Origin of the sequence: Nocardioides sp. LML1-1-1.1, assembly GCF_040676175.1 — a bacterium.
Classification (GTDB): domain Bacteria; phylum Actinomycetota; class Actinomycetes; order Propionibacteriales; family Nocardioidaceae; genus Nocardioides.
Genome location: NZ_JBEGHK010000002.1, coordinates 539528 through 550432, shown reverse-complemented (window position 1 = coordinate 550432; position 10905 = coordinate 539528). Strand labels below are relative to the sequence as shown.

Genomic DNA, 10905 nt, shown 5'->3' with positions numbered 1-10905 from the left:
ACGCCGGGAAGCGCTCGCCCGGCGTGGCGGCGCGCTGAGATGATCCGGCCATGGCCTGGTTCGCGGTACGCAGCATCTTCCTCTTCGACGCCCGTGCCGAGGGTGAGGACGACACGTACGAGGAGCGGGTGCGTCTGTTCGACGCCGCCGACGCGGACGCCGCGATCGCGCGGTCCGAGGTCGAGGCGGCGGAGTACGCCGCCGACCACGACGACTGCACGGCGCTCGGCTTCCACCAGTCCTTCCACCTCTTCGACCAGCCCGGCGACGGCGCCGAGGTGTTCTCGCTGATGCGGGACAGCGACCTGGAGCCGGACGGACCGGTTCTTCGACACCGGGGCCGAGCGGGAGCGCCGGGCCGAGTGAGCCGGCCTCCTCCGCGCCGCGCTCAGACAGCGGTGCGCAGGTGCGCGGTGGGCAGGTAGTCGATCTTCCAGTCGGCGTAGCAGCCAAGGTTCCCGTCGGTGGTGCAGCGCAGGCCGAGGTAGACCCAGCGGACCTCGCCGTCCGCGTGGTCGGCGAAGCCGACGGCGACCTCGAAGACCTCCCCGCCGCAGGGGCACTCTGCGGGCTCGAGGTCGGCCTCGTCGGCGTACTCGGCGGAGTCGAGCATCAGCACGACGGCGCCGCAGGCGACGCAGGTGCGCTCGGCGCAGCCCTCCTCGTCGTCGACCCGGAGGCGGAAGGCGGCGCCGCCGCAGGAGCAGCGGGCATGCACGACGGAGGTGACCGGGTAGCCATCCGCGCTGAAGTGGGCGAGCGCGCCGTCGATGTCGGTGACCACGGGCACAGCGTAGGGTCGCCGCGTGCCCGTGACCATCGCCGAGATCCTGGTCGCCGATCCGCCCGAGGCGTGGCGGGCGGCGGGGTTCGCCGTGGACGACGACGGCGGGTGCCGCATCGGCACGGTCCGGATCGGGCTCGGGGTCGAGGGCAGGGGCGTGGTGGGCTGGAGCCTCCGCGACCTCCCGGCCGGTACGACGGACCTCGACGGCGTCCCCACGACCGGCTCCGCGGACCAGCCGGCTGAGCCCGCGAGGCACCCGAACGGCACCACCCACGTCGACCACGTCGTGCTGCTCACCCCGCACCTCGCGCGGACGGTCGCGGCGCTGGAATCGATCGGTCTCGACGTACGACGGGAGCGGGACGGCGCGCTGGGTGGGGCGCCGATGCGCCAGGTGTTCTTCCGCCTCGGCGAGGTGGTCCTGGAGGTCGTGGGCTCGCCGGACGCGACGGGTGAGGGGCCGGCGAGCATCTGGGGGCTGACCCATGCGGTGGCCGACATCGACGCGGCGGCGGCGCTGCTCGGCGAGCACACGACGCCGGTCAAGGACGCCGTCCAGCCGGGTCGGCGGATCACCACCGTGCGCACGCGGGAGCTGGGGATCTCGGTGCGCACTGCCCTGATCTCGCAGCGCTGATCTCGCAGCGCTGAGTCAGGCCGTCAGCAGCACGGCCAGCCCGCCGAAGGTGACGACCAGCCACCCGCAGCAGACGGCGCGCAGCCACGTCGGTGCGTTCCCGACCTCCATGTAGACGCCGATCACGAGCGCCGCCTTGACCGCGGCCAGGGCGAGCAGGCCGAGGGTGGCGGCGGTGCCCGAGACGGAGCCGTCGGCGAAGGCGGCCAGGGTGGCGGCGACGAGGGCGGCCCAGACGAGCCAGGTACGGCGGAGCGTGGTCTCCACGGGAGGCCTCCTCAGGCGAGGTACAGCAGGACGAAGAGCACGATCCAGAGCAGGTCGACGAGGTGCCAGTAGACGCCGAGTCCCTCCAGCAGCCGCTCGGACGGCTCGTCCCACCGCGCGGCGAGGCCGCAGCGCCGGGCGGCGACCGCGAGGCAGACCAGGCCGGCGAGGACGTGGGCGAGGTGGATGCCGGTGAAGACGTAGTAGTACGAGAGGAACTCGTCGACGGGCTCGCCCGCGTGACCGGCGTACTCGACGGCCTTGACCGCCACGAAGCCCAGCCCGCAGGCGATGGCGAGCAGGTAGCCACCGCGCGCGGCCACCCAGTGCCCGGCGCGGGCGCGGGTGAGCGCGCTCGCGACGAGCGCCGACCCGGTGAGCAGGAGCAGCGTGTTGAGCAGGCCGAGCCCGGTGGCGAGCCCGGCCTGCCCGTCGGCGTACGACGCCGGGTGGGTGTGGTGCTGCCAGCCGAGCACCCCGAAGAACACCGTGAACACGGCCAGGTCGCCGAGGACCAGGATCCAGAGCTCGGCCTCGCCGGGGACGTGCCGGCGTCGTACGACGGCCGTGGTGGTCATGCGAGGAAGTGGCGCCGGACGACCGGACGCAGCACGAACGGGCTGGCCAGGAAGAAGGCGATGAAGAGGATCGCCGGGATCCAGAAGCCGATCAGGCCGTCCCAGGCGAAGACGCCGTCGTCGAAGAAGAAGACGAGCAGCTCGGGCAGGTAGAGCACGGCGATCCAGAGGTTGGCGTAGCCGACCCAGCGCGGCAGCACCGGGTCCTCGCGGGAGTCGGTGACGAGGACCGCGTACGCGAGCAGGACCCACGCCATGAGGAACATCGGGATCCCGCCCATGAACTGCAGGAAGCCCCAGTCGTTCGCGTACTGCACGAGGTCGGGGGCGCGATCGCTGCGGAAGGCCGCCGTGGCGAAGGAGAAGCCGGAGTAGAAGTTCAGCACCAGGAAGGTCGCGAGGGTGAAGCCCATCATCAGCGTCAGCATCCCGGCACCGCGCTCGATCAGCGCGACGATCCGCACCAGGAGAGCGGAGACGGGCAGCGCGGCGACCGTGGACACCATGATGCAGACGGCGGCCAGCATCAGGGTCAGGTGGTGCTCGCGGTAGCGCTCGGCAACGGCGGCGGCGTCGGCGGAGGGCTCGATCGGCGGGAAGAAGTGCGCGAGGACGAGCCAGCCGGTGCCGAACACCAGCAGGTAGGCCAGCCCGGACCAGGCGCCGGCGCGCAGGAGGAAGCGGTCTTCGTTCATGCGGGGAGGCTAACCCCGAATATGACCGACTGGTTATATGTCCTTCGTCACGGTCCGAGAGGTACGCCGAAGACGGCGCCGATCACGCGACCGGTCCGTGCCGTCATCTCCTCCACCGAGCGCTCGGGGTGCTCGATCCACCAGCCCACGGTGGCGGCGACCGCGTGCATCCAGATCCGGGCGAGCACCTCGAGGTCGTCGGGACCGTCCAGCGCGTTCAGGCCCGCGGCCAGGCCGACGCCGCGCCCCGCCTGCTCGGCGATCCGGTTCCGCGCGGCCCGCGCCGCAGCCCGCGCCGGTCCCTCCGGGGCCGAGCGGTCGACGAGCAGGTTCCAGTCGTAGGGGCGATCGCGCAGCGCCGTGAAGATCGCCGACAGGGTCGCCTGGGCCATCGCCGGCGCCGTGCCGGCGCGGGCCAGGACCGGTTCGATGTGCTCGGCCAGGTTGCGCCCGGCCTCCTCGGCACAGGCGGCGAAGAGCTCCTCCTTGGAGCGGAAGTAGCTCAGCACCATCGCCTTGGAGATCCCCGACTGCTCGGCGATCCGGGCCAGCGACGCGGCGGCGAAGCCGGCCCGACCGAACTCGGTCGCGGCGACCGCCAGCACCTCGCGCTCGCGCTGCTCGCGCGGCATCCGCTTGGTCCCTCGCCCCGCACTCGCCACGGGCCCATCCTAGGGAGGACTCAGCCGAGCGCGAGCTTGACCGCGACGAGGACCATCGTGGCCGCCACCGCGACCTCCACCACCTGCCAGGCGCGCGGCCGGGCCAGCAGGGGAGCAAGCATGCGGGCGCCGAAGCCCAGGCTGGTGAACCACAGGACGCTGCCCAGCGCCGCGCCCACGCCGAACCACCACCGTCCGGCCACCGCGCCGCCGTCGTGGGCCGCGGCCACCGAGCCGATCAGCAGCACGGTGTCGAGGTAGACGTGGGGGTTGAGCCAGGTGAGCGCGACCGTGCGGGCCAGCACGCTCCGACGGGACTCGGCGGGCAGGCCGTCCTCCGGCGCGAGCGACGCGGGGTGCCACACGCGGCGCAGGGACAGGGCGGCGTACCCGAGCAGGAAGACGACCCCCAGCCAGCGCACCACCTCGATCACCCAGCCGGCGCGGTCGACGAGCGTGCCGATGCCCGCGATGCCCGCGGCGATGAGCACGGCGTCGGACAGGGCGCACACGGCGACGACCGGACCCACGTGGGAGCGCAGCAGGCCCTGGCGCAGGACGAAGGCGTTCTGCGCGCCGATGGCGACGATGAGGGAGAGCGCGGTCAGCAGACCCGCCACGGCCGGGGCGAACACGGGTCAACGCTAGAGGTGGCACGGGGTGTAGAACAGCGAATGTTCCTTCAGAAGGTGAAGCAGTGCTTAACTCACGTCGTGCGCTTCGATCCCAGCCAGCTGGAGACCCTGCTCGCGATCAGCGAGGAGGGCACCTTCGACGCCGCCGCGCGCCGGCTGCACCTGACGCCGAGCGCCGTGAGCCAGCGGGTCAGGGCGCTGGAGCAGGCGGCGGGCCAGGTGCTCGTCCGTCGTACGGCGCCCGCGGTCGTCACACCCGCCGGCGAGCCGTTGCTGCGCCTGGGCCGGCAGCTGCGGCTGCTCGCCGCCGAGGCGGCCGTCTCGCTCGGCGAGCCGGAGGTGGCCGAGCTCGCCGTGGCGGTCAACGCCGACACGCTCGCCACCTGGTTCCGTCCGGTGCTCGACGCCGTCGCCTCCCGGCCCGGTACGGCGCTGCGGCTCCACGTGGAGGACCAGGCCTACTCCCACGACCTGCTCCGCCGCGGCGACGTCCTCGCGGCGGTCACCAGCGAACCGCGGCCGGTGCAGGGCTGCGTCGTCGAGCCGCTCGGCTGCCTGCGCTACAACCCGGCGGCCGCGCCGGGCTTCGTCGAGGCCCACCGGCGCGGCCGCGGGCTGGCCTGGGACCGTGCACCGATGGTGGTCTTCAACGAGAAGGACCACCTGCAGGACGAGGTGCTCGCCGCGCACGGCGCGACCCGGCCGCCGGTCGTGCACCGGGTGCCCAGCACGGCCGACTTCCACGAGGCGGTACGACGTGGCCTGGGCTGGGGGATGATCCTCGACGCCCAGCTCGGGCCGGACCTGGCCGCGGGCGCGCTGGTGCGCCTGCCGGGCTCGCGCCCGGTCGACGTACCGCTCCACTGGCAGCGGTGGCGCCTCGACAGCCCGGTCCTCGCGGCTCTCACCGCGGACGTCCGGCGCGAGGCCCGGGCGCTGCGGCGGATGCGGCCCGCTGTCGGGGCCGTCCGGTAGGAAGGGCGCATGAGCGATGTGTGGCCCTTCGTGCACGCCGAGCGCCGCGCCCTGGTCGAGGACCTGGCGCCGCTGAGCGACGAGCAGTGGCGCACCCCCTCCCTCTGCGCGGGCTGGACCGTCGAGGACGTGGTCGCGCACGTCGTGGACACCGCGCGCACCTCGCGGCTGCGCTTCGCGCGGGAGATGCTGCGCCACCGCTTCGACTTCGACCGGCAGAACGAGCGTGGGATGCAGCGCTTCCGCGGCACCACGCCCGCCGAGACCCTCGACGGCCTGCGCGCCGCCGTCGACCTGCGGCTCACCCCGCCCGCGCCGCTGGACACCCGGCTGGTCGAGGCGATCGTCCACGGCGAGGACGTACGACGCCCGCTCGGCCTGGTCCGCGACTACGACACCGAGGCGGTGGTCGCGGCCTTCCGGTGGCAGGCCCGCACGTCGCCCGCGATGGGCGGGGCGAAGGCGTGGTTCGAGGGGCTGAGCCTGCGGGCGACCGACGCGGACCTCGTCCACGGCTCCGGGCCGGAGGTCGCCGGACCGGCGCTGGAGCTGCTGCTCGCCTCCTGCGGGCGGGCCGTCGCGCTGGACGCGCTGTCGGGCCCCGGGGTCGCGACCCTGGCCGAACGGATCGCCTGAGACCTATCGTCAGGGCATGGTCGACCTCTTCGCCGGCATCCCGGTCACCGACCACGACCGGGCGCTGGCCTGGTACGAGCAGCTCCTCGGCGAGCCGCCGTCGTTCCTGCCCAACGACGTCGAGGCGGTCTGGGAGCTGGCCGAGCACCGCTACGTCTTCACCGAGCTGCTGCCCGAGCACGCCGGCCACGCGCGGCACACGCTCTTCGTCGACGACCTCGACGCCTGGGTCAGCTCGATCGAGGCGCGGGGGATCGAGCCCGCCGACGACGAGACCTACGGCAACGGGGTGCGCAAGGTGACCTACCGCGACCCGGACGGCAACGAGATCGGGTTCGGGGGAGAGCAGCTCTCCGCCTGATCGCCGCGCTCTCCGGCGCCTGTCGCGGGTGGCCGGTCCCGTGGCGCGCGACGCCGCTCCGGGCATCTACCGGGTGTTGTGGCCTCTACCCGGGTGGTCTACCACCCTGGTAGAGGTCTGGACACGTAGTTACAAGTGCGCTGCGCTACGACGCCGAGCGGGCGTGCGCCTCGCGGACCAGGTCCACCACCGAGCGGTCGACGGTGGTGCCGAGCCGGCCCTGGCGGTCCATCCACATCGCGGCGTCGAGGGCGTCGGTGGCCAGGTGGCGCAGCTCGTCGGCGCCGAGCTCGCCGGCCTCGTCCAGCGCGTCGACGAGGGTGGCGCTGAAGACCGGTGCGGGCCCGTCGAGGTACCAGGTCCGGAGCAGGCCGAAGGTGGGGCCTTCGTGCAGCCAGGCGCCGGCGTCGTCGTACTCGTGCTCGGCGGCGCTGGTCACGCACCACGGCGGGCAGGGGTGCGGTTCCTCCATGCCCGTCCCATCGGCAGGCGGAGCGGCTTGCTGAACGGCTCTAGGGTCGGGTCCATGGGAATCGGTACGACGCTCGCGCGCGCGGTGGACGCGTCCATCGACCGCACCGTGGTGCTCGGCTACACCCGACTCGGCAGCGGGCTCCGCGCCCGGTGGTGGCCCGCCGACCCCGAGCCCGGCGCGCTGGCCGGGCGGCGGGTGCTGGTCACCGGCGCGACCTCGGGCATCGGCACGGCAGCGGTCGAGGGTTACCTCCGCCTGGGGGCCGCGGTCCACGTGCTGGGGCGGAACGAGGCCAAGGTGGCCGCGACGGTCGACCAGGCTCGCTCCCTGGTGCCCGGTGGGGAGGTCGTGGGGGAGACCTGCGACGTCGGCGACCTGGCCGCCGTACGGCGGTGGGCGGCCGGCTTCGGTGAGCGGTGCGACCGCCTCGACGCGGTCCTGCACAACGCCGGCACGATGACCGGGGAGCGGCGCGAGACGAGCCCGCAGGGCCACGAGCTGACGCTCGCCGTGCACGTGCTCGGCCCCCACCTGATGACGGCGCTCCTCGGCGACGCGCTCCGGGCCGCCCCGGCCCCGAGCGTGGTCTGGATGAGCTCCGGCGGCATGTACGGCGCGCGGCTGCACGCGGACGACGCCGACGACATCGAGTACCGCCGGGGGACCTACGACGGCGTGCGCGCCTACGCCCGGACCAAGCGGATGCAGGTGGTCCTCGCACAGGAGTGGGCCCGGTGCGACAGCACGGGGCGCGCGCTCGTGGCGAGCATGCACCCCGGCTGGGTGGCCACGCCCGGGGTCCAGGAGCACCTCCCGCGTTTCGAGCGGCTGACCCGGCCGCTGCTGCGCCGCGAGGACGACGGTGCCGACACGGCGGTGTGGCTCGTCGCGACCCGGCCGGAGTCGCGGGCGCCGCACTTCTGGCACGACCGGGCCCAGCGGCCGGTGACCCTCCCCGGCCAGCGGGAGCCCTCGGCCGAGGCCGTGACGCGGCTGGTCGACCACGTCGTGAAGGCGACGGGCGCCGGCATCGGGCTCTGATCCCGCGGGTCGAATCCGCTCGCGCGGGGGCCGGTCGCTGCCGGATACTGCCCCCATGCCGTCGACCAGCCAGCTCGCCGCCTTCGCGGTCGCCTCGTTCCTGTTCATCCAGGTGCCGGGCCCCAGCCTGCTGTTCACGATCGGCCGTGCCCTGACCGTCGGTCGCCGGGACGCGCTGCTGTCGGTCGTGGGCAACGGTCTCGGCCTGGTCGCCCAGGTCGTCCTCGTCGCCGTGGGCCTCGGTGCGGTCGTGGCCGCGTCGGCGACCGCGTTCACCGTGCTCAAGATCGCCGGGGCGGCCTACGTCGCCTACCTCGGGATCCAGGCGATCCGCCACCGCGGCGACGCCCGCGCCGCGCTGGCCGCCTCCGACGCGGGCGGTGACGCTCCCGCGCGCAGCGGCCTGGCGTCGGTCCGGACCGGCTTCCTCGTCGGCGCGACCAACCCGAAGACGATCGTGTTCTTCGTCGCCTTCCTGCCGCAGTTCATCGACGACGGTGCGGCGGCCGCCCCCCAGCTGCTGCTGCTCGGCGTGCTCTTCGGTGTGATGGCCGTGTGCTCCGACGCCTGCTGGGCGCTGGTCGCCGGCCGGGCGCGGGACTGGTTCGCCCGCAAGCCGCAGCGCCTCGACGGCCTCGGCGCGGCCGGCGGCGGGATGATGGTCGGCCTCGGCGTCACGCTGGTGACCGCCGGCAACACCCACTGAGCAGTCCGCGGACGGCGGCGCCGACCTGGTCAGGCCTGCTGCTGGGTCATCCCCATCCGGGCCAGTACGACGTTCTCCAGCAGCTGGACGAGGTTGTAGAGCAACAGCGTGATCGCGGTGATGATCGCGACCGAGGCCCACAGGTCGTCGAAGCGCGCCGCCGCGCTGAACTTCTGGATCGACCCGCCGATGCCCTTGCCCGTCGAGAGCCACTCGGCGAGCAGAGCACCGGTGACCGCGCCGGGGACCGAGACCCGGGCCGCCGCGAAGAGCGAGGGCAGGGCACCCGGGACCGCGACCTTGCGCAGGGCCATGGCGCTGCCGCCGCCGTAGACGCGGACCAGGTCGAGGCTCTCCCGGCTGGCCCGCCCCAGCCCGAACAGCGCGGAGGCGAGTGCGGGGAACAGCACGACGATGCTGCCGATCACCGCGACCGACGCGGTGGTGCCGCGCCCGGTGATCAGGATGATGACCGGGGAGATCGAGACCAGGGGGACGCTGCGCAGCAGCAGGGCCAGGGGCAGCACCCCGGCCTCGACCGTCTTCGACAGCGAGAACGCCAGGGCGAGCAGGACGGCGATCGTCAGGCCGACGGCGAACCCGAGCCCGGCGTCCTGCAGGGTCTGCACAGTCAGCGGCCGCAGCGCCGCCCGGTGGTCGGCGGCCAGCCGCCCGGCCGCCGCCCCGGCGTCGTCGACGAAGAGGAACCGGAAGACGTCGGCGGGTCCCTTGGCGACGTACGGCGAGACGCCGGCGAAGCTCACCACCGCCTGCCACAGGCCGAGCACGACCAGCAGGGTGAGGAGCGCGTTGAGCAGCGAGCGCCCGATCGCGCGGCTCATGCGGCGCTCCGGCCCGAGACCCACGGAGTGACCAGGCGGGCGAGCAGCCCGAAGACGGCGTAGCCGGCCAGGGCCACCAGCGCGCACAGCAGGAACACCGCCCACACCCGCACCGAGTCGAGCTGGCCCTGCAACCGGATCAGCGTGATCCCGACGCTGCGGTCGGTGGCGCCCATGTACTCGCCCAGCACCGCACCGAGCAGGGAGGTGGGCACCGCGACCTGGAGCGCGTTGAGGATCGCCGGCAGCGCCGCCACCAGGCGCACGGTGAACAGCTGGCGGACCCGGCCGCCGCCGAAGACCCGCACCACGTCGAGGCTCGCCCTGTCGGCCGCCTTGAAGCCGAGCAGAGCCCCCACCACGGTGGTGAAGAAGACCGACAGGGCCGCCAGGAAGACGGCCGTCGCCGACGGGTCGCCGGGCTCGGTGGCGCCGCCGAGCGCGACGATCGAGATGCCACCGACCGCGACGAGGGGCAGGCAGTAGGTCACCACCGCCACCTGCACCACCACCGGCTCGAGGCGCGGGGCGAGCAGCACCGTCGCGGCCAGCAGCAGGGCCAGCCCGTTGCCCCAGGCGAAGCCGATCACGGCCTCGTGGATGGTGACGGAGAAGAAGTCCCAGTAGGCCGAGAAGCCGTCGTCGAGGATCTGGCGACCGACCGCGAGCGGCGAGGGCACCGGGTCGTACGTCGTGCCGGGGTCCGGCCGGAAGGCGAGCACCGAGAACAGCCACCAGGCCAGGACCAGGCCGGCCGTGCCGAGGAGGCCCGCCAGCCAGGCCGGGACGCGGCGCGCCGGGCTCACGACTCGGCGTCCGCGCGGCCGTCGGCGCCGAACAGCAGCTCGGACGCCCGGTCCACCAGGGCGTGGAACTCCGGGGTGCGCATCAGGTCCGGCGTTCGCGGACGGGGCAGGTCCACGTCGATGACCGCCTTGATCCGGCCCGGTCGCGGCGACATCACCGCCACCTGGTCGGAGAGGAAGATCGCCTCCGAGATGCCGTGGGTGACGAGCAGCGTCGTGGCCGGCTTCTCGGTCCAGATCCGCAGCAGCTCCAGGTTGAGGTTCTGCCGGGTCATGTCGTCGAGGGCGCCGAAGGGCTCGTCGAGCAGCAGCACCGACGGCTTCAGCGCCAGCGCCCGGGCGATCGAGACCCGCTGCCGCATGCCGCCGGAGAGCTGGGCCGGCTTGCTGTCCTCGAAGCCGCGCAGGCCGACCAGGTCGATCAGCTCCTCGACGTACTCCTTGTCGACGGGGCGGCCCGCGACCTCGAAGGGGAGCCGGATGTTCCTGGTGACGCTGCGCCACGGCAGCAGGGCGTGGTCCTGGAAGGCGATGCCCAGCTCGCTGTCGCGGCGCAGCTGTGCCGGGGTGCGGCCGTCGACCAGGGCGGTGCCGGAGGAGGGGTGCTCCAGGTCGGCGAGGATCCGCAGGATGGTCGACTTGCCGCACCCCGAGGGGCCCAGCAGGGCGAGGAACGAGCCCTGCGTGCTGTGCAGGTCCGTGTCCTCCAGGGCGGTCACCGAGCGACCGCGACCCGCCGAGAAGGTCTTGGTCAGCCCGGTGACCTGGATGCCGGTGCTCATGCCCGTGCTCATGCCCGTGC

Annotated in this window: 17 protein-coding genes; 7 read left to right on the top strand and 10 right to left on the bottom strand. The window is 73.7% G+C overall.

Features of this window, described 5'->3' with window-relative positions:
• Positions 1–50: 50 nt before the first annotated feature.
• Entirely contained in the window at positions 51–425 is a 375-nt protein-coding gene (locus tag MRBLML1_RS09385; RefSeq protein ID WP_364514714.1) for a hypothetical protein, read from the top strand.
• Here the strand turns inward: MRBLML1_RS09385 and MRBLML1_RS09380 are convergent.
• Complete coding sequence (locus MRBLML1_RS09380) at positions 389–784, bottom strand: hypothetical protein (protein ID WP_364514711.1); 396 nt, start codon at positions 782–784, stop codon at positions 389–391. The two genes, MRBLML1_RS09385 and MRBLML1_RS09380, sit on opposite strands and share 37 nt — an antisense overlap.
• Positions 785–806: 22 nt before the next feature.
• On the opposite strand from MRBLML1_RS09380, the gene MRBLML1_RS09375 reads away from it, so the two are divergent.
• The gene (locus MRBLML1_RS09375; protein ID WP_364514708.1) at positions 807–1424 is read left to right on the top strand and encodes a VOC family protein; all 618 of its coding nucleotides are present in this window, start codon (positions 807–809) and stop codon (positions 1422–1424) included.
• Positions 1425–1439: 15 nt separating this feature from the next.
• On the opposite strand, the gene MRBLML1_RS09370 is transcribed toward MRBLML1_RS09375, so the two are convergent.
• The 5 genes from MRBLML1_RS09370 to MRBLML1_RS09350 are packed head-to-tail and all read right to left on the bottom strand — an operon-like array spanning position 1440 to position 4261.
• Positions 1440–1691, bottom strand: a complete 252-nt coding sequence (locus tag MRBLML1_RS09370; protein WP_364514705.1) for a cytochrome C oxidase subunit IV family protein — start codon at positions 1689–1691, stop codon at positions 1440–1442.
• 11 nt (positions 1692–1702) lie between these two features.
• Positions 1703–2269, bottom strand: a complete 567-nt coding sequence (locus MRBLML1_RS09365) for a cytochrome c oxidase subunit 3 (protein ID WP_364514702.1) — start codon at positions 2267–2269, stop codon at positions 1703–1705.
• The gene (locus tag MRBLML1_RS09360) at positions 2266–2964 is read right to left on the bottom strand and encodes a hypothetical protein (RefSeq protein WP_364514699.1); all 699 of its coding nucleotides are present in this window, start codon (positions 2962–2964) and stop codon (positions 2266–2268) included. Before MRBLML1_RS09360 ends, MRBLML1_RS09365 begins: the two co-directional genes overlap by 4 nt.
• Before the next feature lie 47 nt (positions 2965–3011).
• Positions 3012–3626 carry a TetR/AcrR family transcriptional regulator gene (locus MRBLML1_RS09355; RefSeq protein WP_364514696.1) on the bottom strand — a complete coding sequence of 205 codons (615 nt, stop codon included), beginning with the start codon at positions 3624–3626 and terminating at the stop codon, positions 3012–3014.
• A 20-nt stretch (positions 3627–3646) separates the two neighbouring features.
• On the bottom strand, positions 3647–4261 hold the full coding sequence (locus MRBLML1_RS09350; protein ID WP_364514693.1) for a LysE/ArgO family amino acid transporter: 615 nt from the start codon (positions 4259–4261) through the stop codon (positions 3647–3649).
• 78 nt (positions 4262–4339) lie between these two features.
• Here MRBLML1_RS09350 and MRBLML1_RS09345 point away from each other — a divergent pair, with 78 nt between their 5' ends.
• The 3 genes from MRBLML1_RS09345 to MRBLML1_RS09335 are packed head-to-tail and all read left to right on the top strand — an operon-like array spanning position 4340 to position 6233.
• Positions 4340–5236 (top strand): ArgP/LysG family DNA-binding transcriptional regulator, encoded by an 897-nt coding sequence (locus tag MRBLML1_RS09345; protein WP_364514690.1) that lies wholly within the window; start codon positions 4340–4342, stop codon positions 5234–5236.
• Positions 5237–5245: 9 nt separating this feature from the next.
• Positions 5246–5872, top strand: coding sequence for a maleylpyruvate isomerase family mycothiol-dependent enzyme (locus tag MRBLML1_RS09340; RefSeq protein WP_364514687.1), 627 nt, complete (start codon positions 5246–5248; stop codon positions 5870–5872).
• A 16-nt stretch (positions 5873–5888) separates the two neighbouring features.
• Positions 5889–6233 carry a VOC family protein gene (locus tag MRBLML1_RS09335; RefSeq protein ID WP_364514684.1) on the top strand — a complete coding sequence of 115 codons (345 nt, stop codon included), beginning with the start codon at positions 5889–5891 and terminating at the stop codon, positions 6231–6233.
• Between the two features lie 145 nt (positions 6234–6378).
• On the opposite strand, the gene MRBLML1_RS09330 is transcribed toward MRBLML1_RS09335, so the two are convergent.
• Positions 6379–6705, bottom strand: coding sequence for a hypothetical protein (locus tag MRBLML1_RS09330; protein ID WP_364514682.1), 327 nt, complete (start codon positions 6703–6705; stop codon positions 6379–6381).
• Between the two features lie 54 nt (positions 6706–6759).
• On the opposite strand from MRBLML1_RS09330, the gene MRBLML1_RS09325 reads away from it, so the two are divergent.
• Entirely contained in the window at positions 6760–7749 is a 990-nt protein-coding gene (locus MRBLML1_RS09325; protein WP_364514680.1) for an SDR family NAD(P)-dependent oxidoreductase, read from the top strand.
• A 55-nt stretch (positions 7750–7804) separates the two neighbouring features.
• Positions 7805–8455: a LysE family translocator gene (locus MRBLML1_RS09320; RefSeq protein WP_364514677.1), complete on the top strand. Its 651-nt coding sequence runs from the start codon at positions 7805–7807 to the stop codon at positions 8453–8455.
• 29 nt (positions 8456–8484) lie between these two features.
• Here the strand turns inward: MRBLML1_RS09320 and MRBLML1_RS09315 are convergent, their stop codons facing one another.
• From MRBLML1_RS09315 to MRBLML1_RS09305, 3 genes are read right to left on the bottom strand one after another with little or no spacing between them, the layout of a single operon-like run.
• Complete coding sequence (locus MRBLML1_RS09315) at positions 8485–9297, bottom strand: ABC transporter permease (RefSeq protein WP_364514675.1); 813 nt, start codon at positions 9295–9297, stop codon at positions 8485–8487.
• The gene (locus MRBLML1_RS09310) at positions 9294–10103 is read right to left on the bottom strand and encodes an ABC transporter permease (protein ID WP_364514672.1); all 810 of its coding nucleotides are present in this window, start codon (positions 10101–10103) and stop codon (positions 9294–9296) included. Before MRBLML1_RS09310 ends, MRBLML1_RS09315 begins: the two co-directional genes overlap by 4 nt.
• Complete coding sequence (locus tag MRBLML1_RS09305; RefSeq protein ID WP_364514670.1) at positions 10100–10885, bottom strand: ABC transporter ATP-binding protein; 786 nt, start codon at positions 10883–10885, stop codon at positions 10100–10102. The genes MRBLML1_RS09310 and MRBLML1_RS09305 overlap by 4 nt, the downstream gene beginning before the upstream one ends.
• Positions 10886–10905: the final 20 nt, after the last annotated feature.